Annotated in this window: 16 protein-coding genes and 1 tRNA gene; 16 read left to right on the top strand and 1 reads right to left on the bottom strand. The window is 57.3% G+C overall.

What is annotated here, in order from left to right:
- Positions 1 to 109 precede the first annotated feature (109 nt).
- The 7 genes from AC1DU9_RS00705 to vapC all read left to right on the top strand — a co-directional run bounded on the left by AC1DU9_RS00705 (position 110) and on the right by vapC (position 5,277).
- Positions 110 to 901 carry a TSUP family transporter gene (locus tag AC1DU9_RS00705; RefSeq protein WP_223457866.1) on the top strand — a complete coding sequence of 264 codons (792 nt, stop codon included), beginning with the start codon at positions 110 to 112 and terminating at the stop codon, positions 899 to 901.
- Between the two features lie 499 nt (positions 902 to 1,400).
- Complete coding sequence (locus AC1DU9_RS00700; protein WP_223457867.1) at positions 1,401 to 2,459, top strand: PDDEXK nuclease domain-containing protein; 1,059 nt, start codon at positions 1,401 to 1,403, stop codon at positions 2,457 to 2,459.
- A 68-nt stretch (positions 2,460 to 2,527) separates the two neighbouring features.
- On the top strand, positions 2,528 to 3,502 hold the full coding sequence (locus AC1DU9_RS00695; RefSeq protein ID WP_477809637.1) for an alpha/beta hydrolase family protein: 975 nt from the start codon (positions 2,528 to 2,530) through the stop codon (positions 3,500 to 3,502).
- A 91-nt stretch (positions 3,503 to 3,593) separates the two neighbouring features.
- A complete protein-coding gene (locus tag AC1DU9_RS00690) occupies positions 3,594 to 4,010 on the top strand; it encodes a hypothetical protein (RefSeq protein WP_008046520.1) in 417 nt (138 codons plus the stop codon).
- Between the two features lie 6 nt (positions 4,011 to 4,016).
- Complete coding sequence (locus AC1DU9_RS00685) at positions 4,017 to 4,469, top strand: hypothetical protein (protein WP_223457869.1); 453 nt, start codon at positions 4,017 to 4,019, stop codon at positions 4,467 to 4,469.
- 170 nt (positions 4,470 to 4,639) lie between these two features.
- Positions 4,640 to 4,870, top strand: a complete 231-nt coding sequence (gene vapB, locus AC1DU9_RS00680) for a type II toxin-antitoxin system VapB family antitoxin (RefSeq protein WP_056725827.1) — start codon at positions 4,640 to 4,642, stop codon at positions 4,868 to 4,870.
- Positions 4,870 to 5,277 (top strand): type II toxin-antitoxin system tRNA(fMet)-specific endonuclease VapC, encoded by a 408-nt coding sequence (gene vapC / locus AC1DU9_RS00675; RefSeq protein ID WP_477809636.1) that lies wholly within the window; start codon positions 4,870 to 4,872, stop codon positions 5,275 to 5,277. The genes vapB and vapC overlap by 1 nt, the downstream gene beginning before the upstream one ends.
- A gap of 77 nt (positions 5,278 to 5,354) precedes the next feature.
- Here vapC and gabP read toward each other — a convergent pair whose 3' ends face one another.
- Entirely contained in the window at positions 5,355 to 6,746 is a 1,392-nt protein-coding gene (gene gabP, locus AC1DU9_RS00670; RefSeq protein WP_457265697.1) for a GABA permease, read from the bottom strand.
- Between the two features lie 564 nt (positions 6,747 to 7,310).
- Between gabP and AC1DU9_RS00665 the strand changes: the two genes are divergently transcribed.
- From AC1DU9_RS00665 to AC1DU9_RS00625, 9 genes are all read left to right on the top strand, one after another.
- Positions 7,311 to 8,084 (top strand): ABC transporter ATP-binding protein, encoded by a 774-nt coding sequence (locus AC1DU9_RS00665; protein ID WP_007972784.1) that lies wholly within the window; start codon positions 7,311 to 7,313, stop codon positions 8,082 to 8,084.
- Between the two features lie 13 nt (positions 8,085 to 8,097).
- Complete coding sequence (locus tag AC1DU9_RS00660) at positions 8,098 to 8,844, top strand: ABC transporter substrate-binding protein (protein WP_223457875.1); 747 nt, start codon at positions 8,098 to 8,100, stop codon at positions 8,842 to 8,844.
- Between the two features lie 72 nt (positions 8,845 to 8,916).
- Entirely contained in the window at positions 8,917 to 9,612 is a 696-nt protein-coding gene (locus AC1DU9_RS00655; RefSeq protein WP_477809635.1) for an ABC transporter permease, read from the top strand.
- Positions 9,609 to 10,298, top strand: coding sequence for an ABC transporter permease (locus tag AC1DU9_RS00650; RefSeq protein WP_223457877.1), 690 nt, complete (start codon positions 9,609 to 9,611; stop codon positions 10,296 to 10,298). The genes AC1DU9_RS00655 and AC1DU9_RS00650 overlap by 4 nt, the downstream gene beginning before the upstream one ends.
- On the top strand, positions 10,279 to 11,508 hold the full coding sequence (locus AC1DU9_RS00645; protein ID WP_477809634.1) for a methyltransferase: 1,230 nt from the start codon (positions 10,279 to 10,281) through the stop codon (positions 11,506 to 11,508). Before AC1DU9_RS00650 ends, AC1DU9_RS00645 begins: the two co-directional genes overlap by 20 nt.
- 344 nt (positions 11,509 to 11,852) lie before the next feature.
- Positions 11,853 to 12,677 (top strand): FkbM family methyltransferase, encoded by an 825-nt coding sequence (locus AC1DU9_RS00640; RefSeq protein ID WP_457265700.1) that lies wholly within the window; start codon positions 11,853 to 11,855, stop codon positions 12,675 to 12,677.
- Positions 12,678 to 12,755: 78 nt separating this feature from the next.
- Positions 12,756 to 12,831: transfer RNA gene (locus AC1DU9_RS00635), tRNA-Thr, on the top strand.
- Between the two features lie 108 nt (positions 12,832 to 12,939).
- Complete coding sequence (locus AC1DU9_RS00630) at positions 12,940 to 13,755, top strand: hypothetical protein (protein WP_477809633.1); 816 nt, start codon at positions 12,940 to 12,942, stop codon at positions 13,753 to 13,755.
- 515 nt (positions 13,756 to 14,270) lie between these two features.
- A complete protein-coding gene (locus AC1DU9_RS00625; protein WP_477809632.1) occupies positions 14,271 to 14,630 on the top strand; it encodes a hypothetical protein in 360 nt (119 codons plus the stop codon).
- Positions 14,631 to 14,920: the final 290 nt, after the last annotated feature.

The following is a 14,920-nucleotide window of genomic DNA, read 5'->3' as shown; positions in this document are numbered from 1 at the left end:
ATTTCAGAAGACCCGTTGAGGCTGCAGGGCTGACTTTTGCCACACGCCCTGACTGTTGAGTGGCCAGTCACGTGGATGACTTGCCAATAATTGTAAAAGAGGGATTGGGATGTCTTGGGATGTAATTGGCCTATTGGCGCTCGTGGCGTTCTGCGCCGGTTTTTTTGATGCGATTGCGGGTGGGGGCGGACTGATAACCTTGCCGGCACTGTTTTTGGCTGGGGTAGATCCCATCAGTGCGATTGCCACGAACAAGTTCCAGGCCGCTTCGGCAACTGTTTCGGCAACTGTAACCTTTGCTCGCAAAGGAATGATCGAGTGGCGCGAAGGCCGCTTCCTGGTTGTCTGCGGTTTTATTGGCGGCGCCAGTGGTGCCTTGCTGGTCAGCTCCATTGATAAGCGCTACCTGGAAGTTTGCGTGCCTATCATGCTGATACTGGTGGCCATCTATTTTGCGCTCTCACCAAAGCTGGCCAATGAAGATCGACGCAAGAGAATCGGCATTCTGCTTTTTTCGTTTAGCGTGGCGCCGATTCTTGGCTTCTACGACGGTATATTTGGCCCCGGTGTGGGCTCTTTCTTTATCGTCGGATTCGTACTGCTCTGCGGCTTGGGCATGATGCGGGCCATGAGCTTTACCAAACTTGCCAACGCCTCGTGCAATCTCGGTTCTCTGTCGGTCTTTATCACCAAAGGTGTGATTATCTGGCCGGTAGCCATTGCCATGGCTTTGGCAGCCTTCGTCGGCGCTCAATTGGGTGCACGGGCCGCTGTTCGGGTCGGACCACGACTGATCAAACCTATGTTGATCGTGGTCTGCTGCGCCTTGGCCATCAAGCTGCTGAGCGTAGAAACCAACCCTTTACGCGTTGCACTCATCCAGACACTGGCTTCGCTATGATCATCACTCGGTGATGACCAGCGCTTCCTTTTGCCTGGGATCTGACGATGCACCCACTCAATGTCGCCAGACTCTCAATCTTCATTTGAAAAAACCCGCGTATCCATCACCGGGATCGCGGGTTTTGTCGTTTCTGGCCCCGGGCCTGCTGGATGACGACGCTCACATCCGGAATGTATTCATTCCCCCGACCCGTCAAGGCTGACGGCGGTGAGGGGCAACAGGAGTGAATCGAGGTATTTCATGATGACGACTCCCGGGTTCTGCAGTACCCAATCGTTACATCCATTGGATTTCCTGTTGGTGGGAGGGGTCTTGGATTGATTTGGCCTGAGTACGAAACGTACTACGCCACTTGTTCCTCAACCCTCGCCCAGACTCAGACCCGTCCTGCCGCAGAACCCGTTATTTCCTGCCTGTTTCTCAGTAACTCCCGGCATCTTCGAAGGGTGCTCACTTGTCATGCTCTTTCGCCGTTCAACCTGCTGCGGAAGACCTCATGACGGCCCTCACATCCAACGACACTCACGACCCACATCTGGCATCACTGCTTGGCAACCTTGGCAAATTGATCCATCAGGCACGTCAGAAGGTGCTTCGGGCGGTCGATACCGTTCAGGTGCAGACCTGTTGGCAAATTGGTCGGCACATCGTTGAGTTCGAACAGAACGGCGCACGACGGGCGAGGTATGGCAAAGAGTTACTGTCTACCTTGGCCAAAGCGCTAACTGCTGAATTCGGAAAGGGATTTGACGCTTCCAACCTTCGGTATATGCGCCTGTTCTATCAAGCCTTTCCAATTCGTGACGCACTGCGTCACGAATTGAGCTGGACCCACTACCGCCGCCTGCTTCGGGTCGACAACGACAGCGCTCGTCTCTGGTACATGAACGAATCAGCCACCCAAAACTGGTCAAGCCGCGCCCTGGAGCGCCAGATCAATACGTTGTACTACGAACGTCTGCTGGCGAGCCGCGATCGCGGCAGTCTCAAGCAGGAGGCCGCCACCAACATTCAAAACATGAAGGCCAGCCCTCGGGATTTCATCCGTGACCCGGTGGTACTGGAGTTTCTTGGTTTACCCAATGCAGGCAAACTTCAGGAAAGCGAGATCGAACAAGCGCTGATCGAACAATTGCAGGGCTTCTTGCTGGAACCGGGAAAGGGCTTTGCGTTCATTGCCCGCCAGCAACGCATCAGTACCGACAGCAAAGACTTCTACATCGACCTGGTGTTCTACAACTACTTGCTCAAGTGCTTCGTCATCTTCGATATCAAGCGCGGTGAACTGACCCATCAGGATGTGGGGCAGATGGACATGTACGTGCGCATGTACGACGACCTCAAACGTAGCGCGCAAGACAGCCCCACCGTCGGCATAATTCTCTGTGCGCAAAAGGATGAATCCGTGGTGCGTTACTCCGTGCAGGACGGAAACGAGCAACTGCTCGCCAACAAGTACAAGCTTGTCCTGCCGAGTGAGGAAGAACTGCGTAACGAACTGGATCGGGAACGGGCGGCTCTTGAAGAACGGCTGCTCGATCAATCATTGCGTTGAGGTGAATGGATTGTTCATCAACGGCATCAAGACTATCGTTGGCAGCTACCCGCAAAGGTCTGACGCCGATGAATTTGCAGGACACGCCTCCACTGGCCCCCACTTCCATCGAGTTGCCGCTGCCGGATACCACCCCCGGCAAATCGTTCAAGGAAACCGCCTCGGACGGTTTCATCCTCGGTGGCTTCACCTGGCGACACCCTTCTCGGGACGCCGCTCGTCCGGTCGTGATCATCAATGCCGCCACCTCGGTCCGTTGTCGCCATTACTCGCGCTTCGCCGACTACCTGTTCGCCCACGGCTTCGATGTCATCACCTATGACTACCGCGGCATCGGCGAGTCTCGGCCGGCATCGCTCAAGGGGCTTCAAGCCTCGTGGACCGATTGGGGAGCGCTGGATTTCGAGGCGATGCTCAAGCGCGCACAGCGTGAGTTCCCAAGGCAGCCTATCGATGTGGTCGGCCACAGCTTTGGCGGCTGTGCAGCGGGCCTGGGGGCGTCCGGGCACCTGATCCGGCGTCTGGTGACGGTCGGTGCGCAATTCGCCTACTGGCGCGACTATGCGCCGGCCCATCGCTGGCGCATGTTCGGCAAGTGGCATGTACTGATGCCACTGGTAACGATGATCTACGGCTACTTTCCGGGCAAACGCCTTGGCTGGCTGGAAGACACACCCGCCGGCGTGGTCCGTGACTGGAGCCTCTCCACCGCCCGTTTCGAGAAGCGCTCCAGCAGCCGCACAATCAGCAAAACCGCCGGACAGCTACCCTTTGCCGGTGTCACCGCGCAAACCCTGGCCATCAGCATCAGCGACGACCCTTACGGCACGATCCCGGCCATCGAACGCCTGCTCGGCTACTTTACCGGCAGCACAAACTCCCACTTGCGTATCCACCCTGAAGACATCGGCGAAGAAGAAGTCGGACATTTCGCCTTTTTTCGCAGCGCATACCAAGCCACACTATGGCCCATTGCATTGGCCTGGCTGCAAAATGGCGAACTGACCCCCGATACCCCCGGGCGGCGAGTGCCACGCAGCTAGGGGGCGCTCTCAATTAGTTTTCACGCCGCGAAAACTAATTGAGAACGCCCCCTGGGCCTTTTGCCCTTTCAACGAATACGGAACGACGCCCATGGCCTCCGCCAACAAGCAGCAAAAACGCGCCTCCCGCGCCAAGGCCAAGGCCAAGCAGAACCGCACCCAGCGGGCTGCTGCACCGGTGGAACTGGACCCGAACGACGATCGCATCGACTTCGAATCGGTGGACCTGACCGACATGTTCAAAGAGATGATCGACGCACAAAAAATCAGCCAGCAAGCCATGTGCGCGGCCTTTTTGGAACATCCGCTTATCGCACTGGTACTGGAGCAGGAAGGTGAGGAAACAGCGACAGACTTCATCCTTGCCGCGCTGATCGAATATCGCCAATGGTCCGCTGAAACCGACGAAGCCGGCGCCCTGGCATGGATCGAATCACCGGCCTTCCAGGCTGACTACGTGGCGGCGTCCGACGCCATTGCCGCGCAAACCCAACAGAAACCGAACTGAGTTCCCATGGCCTCCCTGAACAAGCAACAGAAACGCGCCAAGCGTGCAAAAGCCAAAGCCAAACAGATCAATATCCACGGCCGCAAACCCGCCGCGCTGGACGATGACCTTGGCCACCTCGCCGAACCGATCCCGGAATACACCCTGGCGATGTTCAGCAAAATGCGCGACGCCGAAGCGGTCAGCCGCAGCGAAATGCTCTCGGTGCTGCTGACGAACCTCGCCTTTATCATCATCGACCATCCAGAACTGCTGGACATGGAAAACGCCGACGACGAAGGCATGGCCGCCACCCACCTGGCCGCCGACATGCTGATCGACTACCGCATGTGGGCCGACGGCATGGACCGCGACGCCGCCCAGGCATGGCTGAGCGAGCCGCAGTTCATTGCTGACTTCAGCGCTGCGCTGGATGTCTACCGCGAGTCGCTGGAAGCTCCGGAAGAAAAAGCCGAATAAAGGTTACGATTCAAACAAAAACGGCCGCTCGTCATCACTGACAGCGGCCTTTTTTTGGCTCTGAATCGAGCACTCTCCTTCCGTCAGGCACCTCGTATATCCCATTGACATATCCAACACAAAACCTATCCTTCTGACTCATCGCGCCAGCAAAAGCGCAGGAGGTCCAAATGGAACAGACAACCCTTTTCATGAGCAATCGAAGCCAGGCCGTTCGCCTGCCGAAAGCTGTAGCCATGCCAAGCGACGTGAAACGAGTCGACGTCGTTGCCGTCGGTCGAAGCCGCATCATCACGCCCGCCGGTGAAACCTGGGACAGCTGGTTCGATGGCGAAAGCATCACGGCAGACTTCATGACCGATCGCGAGCAACCCGCCGATCAGGAACGTGAGTCGTTCTGATGATCAAGTACATGCTCGATACCAACATCTGCATCTTCACCATCAAGAACAAACCACAGGTGGTACGGGAGGCGTTCAATCGTCATCACGGCCAACTGTGCATCAGTGCGGTCACGCTGATGGAGCTGATTTTCGGCGCGGAAAAATCGGCAGCCCCCGAAAAAAACCTGGCGGTCATCGAGGGCTTCGTCGCCCGGCTTGAAGTCCTCCCCTTCGACAACGAAGCAGCAGCACACACCGGAATGATTCGATCCGAGCTGGCAAAGGCCGGCACACCCATAGGCCCATACGACCAAATGATTGCCGGGCACGCACGCTCACGCGGGTTTATCGTGATCACCAACAACCTGCGGGAGTTCGAGCGCGTTCCGGGGTTACGCGTAGAAGACTGGGTTGATGTCGACTGAATACGGAACAATCGACTCAAACAAAAACGGCCGCTCGTCATCACTGACAGCGGCCGTTTTGCGTTACGCGGTATGGATCAGTTCAGCACCACCGCGCCACGCTGTTCCAGTTTGCGACGGCGCGCCACCAGCAAGCCGGTCGCTACTACCAGGGCACTGAGCAAGCCGGTCGCGAGAATTTCCACACGATGGGCATCCTGGAACAGCATGATGGTCAGGGCCGCAACGATGAAGACGATCACCGCGTAGGTCAGGCCCGGGAACAGCCACATGCTGAAGGCGATTTTCTCCCCGCGCGCTATACGCTGCTTACGCATGCGCAGTTGCGAAATCGCAATCACCAGGTACACCAGCAATGCGATGGCGCCGGAGCTGGCCAGCAGGAATTCGAACACCGCAGCCGGGGCTACGTAGTTGGCGAATGTTGCCAGGAACGCGGCACCAGTGGACAGCATCACCGCCCAGTAAGGCGTACCACTTTTGTTGGTACGGGTGGACATCGCCGGCGCATCGCCGCGCTTGCCCAGGGAGAACAACATCCGCGACGAGGTGTAGAGCGCCGAGTTCAGGCAGCTGGTCACGGCGACCAACACCACGATGTCGACGATGATCTTGGCATTCGGGATGCCCATGCGTTCAAGCACAGTCTGGTAGGAACCGAGGCTGGCCAGAATCGGGTCGTTCCATGGCACCAGGGCAACGACGATGAAGATCGACACGAGGTAGAACAAGCCGATCCGCCAGATCACCGAGTTGGTGGCCTTGGAGATTTGCTTGCCCGGATCTTTCGATTCCGCGGCCGCGATGGTCACGATCTCGGTGCCCATGAAGGAGAACATGGTGGTCAGGATCGCGCCCAACACTGCGCCCATGCCGTTTGGCAGGAAGCCCTGGGTGTCGAACAGATGGGAAACGCCGCTGACCTGGCTGCCCGGCAGGAAGCCGAAGATCGCCATGAGGCCCAGAACAATGAAACCGATGATGGCCAACACTTTGATCAGGGCAAACCAGAACTCGAACTCACCGTAGTTCTTTACACTGAAGAGGTTGGTCACGGTCAGCAGCATCGTGATGACCAGAGCGAAGGCCCAGATGTCCACACCAGGGAACCAGGCATGCAGGATGGTCGCGGCGGCGTTGGCCTCCAACGGGATGACGAGCACCCAGAACCACCAGTACAACCAGCCGATGGTGAAACCGGCCCAGTGACCGATCGCGCGGTCGGCGTAAGTCGAAAACGAGCCGGTGTCCGGCGAGGCAACGGCCATTTCGCCGAGCATGCGCATCACCAACACCACCAACATACCGGCGGCGGCGTAAGCCAACAGAACAGCCGGACCTGCAGCGGCGATGGCGTGACCCGAGCCAACGAACAGGCCGGCGCCGATAACCCCGGCAATCGACAGCATGGTCACGTGGCGCGGTTTGAGCCCCTGTTCGAGGCCATTAGAGCTTTGGATACTGCTCATTAAAACTACCTTTGTAAGGAGAAGCGAATGCGTGCATCCCGTTCGGCGATCTTTCTCGTAAAAAGAAGCCAACGGGGCGTTCTGTATTCTGCACGCAATAATTGCGCCAAAATATTTCATAACCCTCTAGCCCGGCGATCTCGTCTAGACCGGACGATCATCGCAACCCATTGAATTTAATGGCACTTCGCCAGAGCGTTACCCTGCGACCCACGTTGTGTGGTGAATCAGCGCACCGGAAACACACCTGAAAATGGCTCCGCGCACATTAAAAGTGCACAAGCGGTGCATTTGGCCGGATAGCGCTTCCAACACCCTGTCAAAGCTGGCAACATCGCGCCTTTTTTTGCGGCAGCCACCGCGCTTTTTACCGACAGGCAAGGTTCAAACGACTGTTCGGTTGTTGATGGGGCGACAGTCTGCTGCGCCGATGCGACAACCTGCCACACACCAGCCGTTTACCGTCCGTAGCGCTGTTGGCTGCCATTGAAACGCTATGCTAGGTTGGCCGCCTCGCCAGGAAGGCCGCCAACAGCAGGAGCGCAACATATATGAGGAACGCACATGGCTGAGGCCACGCCCGCGCTTGAAATCCGCAACTTGCACAAACGCTACGGTTCGCTGGAGGTGCTCAAAGGCATCTCGCTGACCGCCCGCGACGGCGATGTGATCTCGATCCTGGGTTCCTCCGGCTCCGGCAAGTCCACGTTCCTGCGGTGCATCAACCTGCTGGAAAACCCGCACCAGGGCCAGATCCTGGTCGCCGGCGAAGAACTCAAGCTCAAGGCCGCGAAGAACGGTGAACTGGTGGCCGCCGACGGCAAGCAGATCAATCGCCTGCGCAGCGAAATCGGTTTTGTGTTTCAAAACTTTAACCTGTGGCCGCACATGAGCGTGCTCGACAACATCATCGAAGCTCCGCGCCGCGTACTCGGCCAGAGCAAGGCCGAAGCCATCGAAGTCGCCGAAGCCCTGCTGGCCAAGGTCGGCATCGCCGACAAACGCCATGCCTACCCGGCGCAACTGTCCGGTGGCCAGCAACAACGCGCGGCCATCGCCCGCACCCTGGCCATGCAGCCCAAGGTCATCCTGTTCGACGAGCCGACCTCCGCGCTTGACCCGGAAATGGTCCAGGAAGTACTTAATGTCATCCGCGCGCTGGCCGAAGAAGGCCGCACCATGCTGCTCGTGACCCACGAAATGGGCTTCGCCCGTCAGGTCTCCAGCGAAGTGGTGTTCCTCCACCAGGGCCTGGTAGAAGAGCAAGGATCGCCACAGCAGGTGTTTGAAAACCCGCTTTCGGCACGCTGCAAACAATTCATGTCCAGCAACCGCTAACGGAGCTATCCACATGCAGAACTGCAAAAAGGTCTTCCTGGCTGCCGCCGTCACCCTGGCGTTCAGCGCCGGTGCCATGGCCGAAACCCTGAAGATGGGCATCGAAGCGGCTTACCCGCCGTTCAACAATAAAGATGCCAGTGGCAATGTCGTCGGCTTCGACAAAGAGATCGGCGACGCCCTGTGCGCCAAGATGAAAGTCGAGTGCACTGTCGTGACCTCCGACTGGGACGGCATCATCCCGGCCCTGAACGCCAAGAAGTTCGACTTCCTGATCTCCTCGATGTCGATCACCGATGAGCGCAAGCAAGCGGTGGACTTCACCGACCCGTACTACTCCAACAAGCTGCAGTTCGTCGCCAAGAAAGACGTCGACTTCAAAACTGACAAGGACTCCTTGAAAGGCAAGGTGATCGGCGCCCAGCGTTCGACCCTGGCAGGCACCTTCATGGAAGACAACATGCCGGGCGTTGAAATCAAACTCTACGACACCCAGGAAAACGCCTATCTCGACCTGACTTCCGGCCGCCTGGACGCCATCCTGGCCGACAAGTACGTCAACTACGAGTGGCTGAAAAGCGACGCTGGCCGTGCCTACGAGTTCAAGGGCGACCCGGTGGAAGAAAGCGACAAGATCGGTATTGCCGTGCGCAAGAAGGACCCGATCCGCGAGAAGCTGAACAGCGCGCTCAAAGAAATCGTCGCTGATGGCACCTACAAGAAGATCAACGACAAGTACTTCCCGTTCAGCATCTATTGATACTGACCTGCCAGACCGGCGCCTGATGGCGCCGGTTCTCGGCCTTGCCTGCCGCGATTTGAAAAGAAATCCATGATTATCGACCTCTACGGATTCGGCCCGGCGCTCGCCGCTGGCGCGCTGATGACTGTGAAACTGGCACTCTCGGCCCTGTGCCTGGGGCTGGTACTCGGTCTGCTCGGCGCCTTGGCCAAGACTTCCCCGTACAAGCCGCTGCAATGGCTTGGCGGCACTTATTCGACCCTGGTTCGCGGCATCCCTGAATTGCTCTGGGTGCTGTTGATCTACTTCGGCACGGTCAACCTGATGCGCGCCCTGGGCGAGTTCTTCGGCAACCCCGACCTCGAACTCAACGCCTTCGCCGCCGGCGTGATTGCGCTGGGCCTGTGCTTCGGCGCCTACGCCACGGAAGTGTTTCGCGGCGCGATCCTCGCCATCCCCAAAGGCCATCGTGAAGCCGGCGTGGCCCTGAGCCTGTCGAAGTGGCGCATCTTCACCAGGTTGATCATGCCGCAGATGTGGCGCATCGCCCTGCCGGGCCTTGGCAACCTGTTCATGATCCTGATGAAAGACACCGCGCTGGTGTCGGTGATCGGCCTGGAAGAAATCATGCGTCATGCGCAAATCGGCGTGACCGTATCCAAACAGCCGTTCACCTTCTTTATGGTGGCCGCGTTCATGTACCTGGGCCTGACGGTTCTGGCGATGACCGGCATGCACTTCCTGGAAAAACGCGCCGCTCGCGGCTTCGCGAGGAGCACCCAATGAACTGGGAAGTCATCATCAAGTGGCTGCCGAGACTGGCCCAGGGCGCGACCCTGACCCTGGAACTGGTGGCCATCGCCGTGATCGCCGGTTTACTGCTGGCCATTCCACTGGGCATCGCCCGCTCGTCGCGCCTGTGGTGGGTGCGGGCATTTCCCTACGGCTACATCTTCTTTTTCCGTGGTACGCCGTTGCTGGTTCAGCTGTTCCTGGTCTACTACGGCCTGGCGCAGTTCGACGCGATTCGAAACAGCTCGATGTGGCCGTACCTGCGCGATCCGTTCTGGTGCGCCACGGCGACCATGACCCTGCACACAGCGGCCTACATCGCCGAGATCCTGCGCGGCGCCATTCAGGCCATTCCACCGGGCGAGATCGAAGCGGCACGGGCACTGGGTATGTCCAAACCCAAAGCGCTGCTCTACATCATCCTGCCGCGTGCCGCGCGCATCGGCCTGCCGGCCTACAGCAACGAAGTGATCCTGATGCTCAAGGCCAGCGCCCTGGCCAGCACCGTGACCTTGCTGGAACTGACTGGCATGGCCCGCACCATCATTGCCCGGACCTACCTGCCGGTGGAGATCTTCTTCGCCGCCGGCATGTTCTACCTGGTGATGGCCTATGTGCTGGTGCGCGGCTTCAAGCTGCTGGAGCGCTGGCTGCGCGTCGATGCCTGCCAAGGGCGTTGATACCGGCGTGTTGACGGGCGAGGTCCTGCTCGCCCGCTTCACCGCGCTGGATGCTTTTCTGACAGAGCATCAGGGCCTGTGGAAACCTCGCCCGTTCACTCATCTGCAGCTACCCTGGGAAGCGTCCTACCCTGCCTTGGCCTCATGGTTACGTGAACGAACGCTGGAAGACGCGGAAATCGCTCACAATCAACCCGCCCTTCTAGATGCACCGGAACCCTTTGCTTGCCTGGCAAGGGTGTCCGTTGCCTTGAGTGCGGTGGATGAATTGCCCGCACGCACACTCGAAGCGGCCGGCCATCGGTTGAACGTCGATGTGCCGGGGCGCAAATGGCAGCAGATCGAAGCCTTCGCCAGTCGATTGCAGTTTTCCGAAGCACCGCGGCACTGGCTGGACTGGTGCTCGGGCAAAGGACACTTGGGGCGCCGTCTGCTACAACCGGGGCAACAACTGACATGCCTGGAATACGACCCGGCACTGGTCACCAGCGGCCAGGCACTCAGCCAACGTCATCACCTGCACGCACTGCATATTGAACAGGATGTGCTCGCGGCAGACGCAGCTTCTTTACTGAGTGCGTATCACACGCCCGTCGCGCTTCACGCCTGCGGTGATTTGCATGTGCGACTGATTCAACTTGCCAGCGCAACAGGCTGCAAACAAATCGCCATTGCGCCGTGCTGCTACAACCGGATCGGTCTTGCCAAATACTCGCCAATTTCCTCGGCCGCCAAAGGCTCCGGCTTACAGCTTTCCCTCGACGACCTCGCATTGCCCATGAGCGAAACCGTTACCGCCGGTGCCCGCGTGCGACGTCAACGCGACACCTCCATGGCCCGGCGCCTGGGCTTCGACTTGCTGCAACGGCAACTGCGCGGCATGGACGAGTACCTGCCAACCCCTTCCCTGCCCAGCGCCTGGCTGGACAAACCCTTCGCCGATTACTGCCATCACCTGGCGGCACTTAAAGAGTTATCCACAATCGGCCCGCAAGATTGGCCAGGTCTCGAAGCCGCCGGTTGGCAGCGACTGGCCGAAGTGCGCAACCTTGAACTACTGCGCGGACTTTTTCGACGCCCGCTGGAACTTTGGCTGGTCCTTGACCGGGCACTTTTCCTCGCCGAACAGGGTTACAGCGTGCGCGTCGGCACCTTCTGCGACACCCCGCTCACGCCGCGTAATTTCCTGCTCCTGGCCGAACGCGCTTAAACACATCCGACCTGTGGATAACTCTGTTGATGGAATTATCACGGATCCAATATCCACGCCTGTTTCAGGGCTTAAACCATACTGTTCATTTTTTGTACACACGGATAAAAAATCGAAAAAACAAGTATTTGCGGACAAATGAGAACGGATCCACAAATTCGACCTAAACCCAGTGCGCTGCCGATGGCATTGTGCATAAGCATTTAATGAAAACGACATAAATGCCTAATCCCGGACCGCTGACAGGGGAAATTGCACCGCTGCACTTCTCTTGATATACACAAACGCCAGAGCGCCAGCATGCGCGGCCACGAACAAGAACATTCTTCCGACAGGATGCGCCAGTGACTTTCATTTCCTACGCACAGAATTTCGAAGACATACGCCTGTGGCGCGCCCTCAAGACTGTCGAGAACGGCTTCTACATCGACGTGGGGGCGAACCATCCCACCCATGACTCGGTCACCAAGGCGTTCTACGACCGCGGCTGGACCGGCATCAACGTCGAACCGATGCCCAACTACTACGAAGCCCTTTGCCAGCAACGTCCCAAAGACACCAACCTGCAGTGCGCGGCTGGGGAAAGTGCTGACGACCTGACCTTCTACGGCATCGCCGGCACCGGCCTCTCGACCCTCGACCCGGCCATGGCCAAAATGCACAAAGACGCCGGCATGGACGTGCGCAGCCAAACGATCAAGTCCCGCACCCTGACCTCCATCTGCGAAGAACACGCCCGGGGCCGCGCCATTCACTTCCTCAAAATCGATGTCGAAGGCCACGAAGAAACCGTCCTGCGCGGCATGGACTTCAGCCAATGGCGACCATGGGTAATCCTCATCGAAACCCCCTGGGCCCGCGACCAGACCTGGGAAAACCTCGTCACCGACGCCGGCTACCAATCCATCCTGTTCGACGGCATCAACACCTACTACCTCGCCGAAGAACACCTGAACCTCAAACCCGCCTTCGACATCCCGCCGTGCAACCTGGACGAGTTCCAGTTCTGCAAAGGCCACAACTTCAGCCACCCCGTCAGCGACGCCGAACACCAACTCGCCGCCGCCCTGCAACGCGCCGAACAGGCCGAAGCACAGCTGCGCGCAATGCAAAACAGTCGAACCTGGAAAGCCATTCAGAAACTCAAGAAAACCCTGCTGCGCGCCTGACCTGAAGCCCGAACAAAAATAGTCAGAATTCAGGGGTTTACAGAAGCCAACCAATCGCTATAATCGTCGCCCTGACACGCCGGTATAGCTCAGATGGTAGAGCAACTGACTTGTAATCAGTAGGTCCCGGGTTCGATTCCTGGTGCCGGCACCATACAAAACGAAGGCTCGCAGAAATGCGGGCCTTTTGTTTATCTGCAATACGTAACAAGCCACGTAACAAGCAGTATTTCGCGTCACCATCACCTGTAGGGATACGGTCATGTCGTGGATTGATAACGTTCTGAGTCTCATGGAAAAAAGCTGGCTGGGAACGCTGCTTGGGATCGTAGGTCTCGTTGTCGCGCTAGTTAGCTACCTGTGGACCCGAAAGCGTACAAGCCTGGGCTACGTCCATCTTGGTGAGCATCTTTTGGGCAGCGCCTCAGATGCTCTGCCGCCGGCAATAGTCGTTCAGTACGACGGCATTAGCATTCCTCGCCTAACAAAATCCGTTTTGATTTTCTGGAACAGTGGCGAAAATACGGTGTTGGGTTCCGATATTGTCGCCAAAGACCCACTTCGCTTCCATGTAGGAAGCGACGGGCAAATCCTGTCCATTTCAGTATTAAAGGCGACTCGATCAGTCAACGATTTCACCGTTATCCCACCAGGGAAAGAGATGAACGAGGCAGAGTTTAATTTCAATTTCCTCGACGCAAACGATGGGGTTGTGGTGGAAATTCTGCATACCAGTACCGATCGTCAACCTCGTATCAAGGGCACCTTGAGAGGTCTTCCGCAGAGCTTTCGAAATTTTGGCCGATTCACGCGCCCGAAGCCTCAAAAGAAAAAGAGAAGCGGACCACTCTCCACCGTAATGGCTGTGGTGTTTTCTCCCGTAGTTCTGGCTTTCGCAGGTTTTATGTTAGCGGTCTACGGCCCTCGTCCGACATTTCTCCTGGAATTAACGAAGGATAGCTCGTTCTTCCAAGGCTTGATGGGCGGGGTTGGCAGCTTTCTCGGCATGTGGGTTATCAGCTCATGGTCGACAAGGCGGAGGTACCCCAAGAGCCTTCACTTAGAAACTCTTGAGTAGAACCTACCAGGTACTTAAGCGGGCATGAGGACAGTCAGTATCGCGGTGTGTGAGGTCGGTTTTTTCGAGCCGTTGCTATGTGTACGCGTGTTACGAACCACCCCCTTAGGCGAAGCGCAAAAAAATTAGGGCTGCCCCCTCAAAAGCTTGTCAGTTTTGTCAGATTAATATTCTAACTACTGTCTAACCCTTGTAATTCAAGTCTCTCAGCTCTTTTGGTCAGTGTCAGAAAGGTGTCAGTGACCTGTCAAAACCTGACAAAACAACACTGTCAGATCTTCAGTTCTCAAGCCGCTGATTTATAAGGGTTTTTTATTTCTAATGGTAGAACTGACACAAACATCCAACCTCAGCTTCAGATCTGAAACCCAGTAAATACGGGGCCTCCAGAGCATTTGCTGACAGATATCCATGGTCTGACAGGGATTTGGGGGTCAGCCTAAAAAAACATTAATGAGGCATCTCGAGGCTATCCTTCAAAATGCCCCGACGCGCACTGATCGAGGAGAATAAGCATGCGTAAGACAGCATCCCGAGCAGCAGTCCCCATCATCGAAATCATCAAGAACGGCGCGACTTGGGAGGTGCATTGGGATTACCAGGAAGCACCCGAAAGTTCGATCCTGTTCAAACGCCGCGAATACCTACGGGGCTACATCGACGGCACCATGGATGACTTGGGCATTTATCCCGACAATGTGTTGTGTGCCAGTGCACTGACGGGGACCGTAAAGAAGCTGAACGAAGACCAGGCTGTGAGGTTGCGCGATGCGCTGAACCGCGTGCTCATCCCGTTCGTGACCACAGAATTCACGCGCCTGCAGAACAAGCACAACCTGGTTCACCTTGGAATGGATAACTCTGAGGAGGCGTGAAACCCTCTGAAACGCTGTAATCAGCCTCCCCCCTTGCCACACATGGCCCGGAGAGGAATTTGCCTCTCCCCGCACGCAGGCAATTACCACCTGAAAAAGATCGTGCGCGTTTTTTGAAAACGCCCTGAAACCCACGTTTTAAAATTTTTCACCCAATGAATCCGGGGCTTCAAGCACCACTCCTTCCGTGACCTCCCAGTCTGTCGCTGTGCAACCGCGCTGCATTTCCTTTCAAAACTTTGCACTTTGTGAAATGACCGATCGTCTGCGGAGCCCCATGGCCCGTCTGC

The sequence above is a fragment of the Pseudomonas sp. P4_C1 genome (assembly GCF_056402155.1).
The sequence above is the reverse complement of the archived record's forward strand: the minus strand, read 5'-3'. Positions and strand labels throughout refer to the sequence as shown.

What these genes read in the sequence shown, in the direction of transcription:
- AC1DU9_RS00685 (WP_223457869.1), top strand. Translation starts at nt 4,017, where the DNA reads ATGGCCTCCCTGAACAAGCAACAGAAACGCGCCAAGCGTGCAAAAGCC.
- AC1DU9_RS00650 (WP_223457877.1), top strand. Translation starts at nt 9,609, where the DNA reads ATGAACTGGGAAGTCATCATCAAGTGGCTGCCGAGACTGGCCCAGGGC.
- AC1DU9_RS00690 (WP_008046520.1), top strand. Translation starts at nt 3,594, where the DNA reads ATGGCCTCCGCCAACAAGCAGCAAAAACGCGCCTCCCGCGCCAAGGCC.
- AC1DU9_RS00700 (WP_223457867.1), top strand. Translation starts at nt 1,401, where the DNA reads ATGACGGCCCTCACATCCAACGACACTCACGACCCACATCTGGCATCA.
- AC1DU9_RS00655 (WP_477809635.1), top strand. Translation starts at nt 8,917, where the DNA reads ATGATTATCGACCTCTACGGATTCGGCCCGGCGCTCGCCGCTGGCGCG.
- AC1DU9_RS00645 (WP_477809634.1), top strand. Translation starts at nt 10,279, where the DNA reads ATGCCTGCCAAGGGCGTTGATACCGGCGTGTTGACGGGCGAGGTCCTG.
- AC1DU9_RS00705 (WP_223457866.1), top strand. Translation starts at nt 110, where the DNA reads ATGTCTTGGGATGTAATTGGCCTATTGGCGCTCGTGGCGTTCTGCGCC.
- AC1DU9_RS00630 (WP_477809633.1), top strand. Translation starts at nt 12,940, where the DNA reads ATGTCGTGGATTGATAACGTTCTGAGTCTCATGGAAAAAAGCTGGCTG.
- gabP (WP_457265697.1), bottom strand. Translation starts at nt 6,746, where the DNA reads ATGAGCAGTATCCAAAGCTCTAATGGCCTCGAACAGGGGCTCAAACCG.
- AC1DU9_RS00665 (WP_007972784.1), top strand. Translation starts at nt 7,311, where the DNA reads ATGGCTGAGGCCACGCCCGCGCTTGAAATCCGCAACTTGCACAAACGC.
- vapB (WP_056725827.1), top strand. Translation starts at nt 4,640, where the DNA reads ATGGAACAGACAACCCTTTTCATGAGCAATCGAAGCCAGGCCGTTCGC.
- vapC (WP_477809636.1), top strand. Translation starts at nt 4,870, where the DNA reads ATGATCAAGTACATGCTCGATACCAACATCTGCATCTTCACCATCAAG.
- AC1DU9_RS00695 (WP_477809637.1), top strand. Translation starts at nt 2,528, where the DNA reads ATGAATTTGCAGGACACGCCTCCACTGGCCCCCACTTCCATCGAGTTG.
- AC1DU9_RS00625 (WP_477809632.1), top strand. Translation starts at nt 14,271, where the DNA reads ATGCGTAAGACAGCATCCCGAGCAGCAGTCCCCATCATCGAAATCATC.
- AC1DU9_RS00660 (WP_223457875.1), top strand. Translation starts at nt 8,098, where the DNA reads ATGCAGAACTGCAAAAAGGTCTTCCTGGCTGCCGCCGTCACCCTGGCG.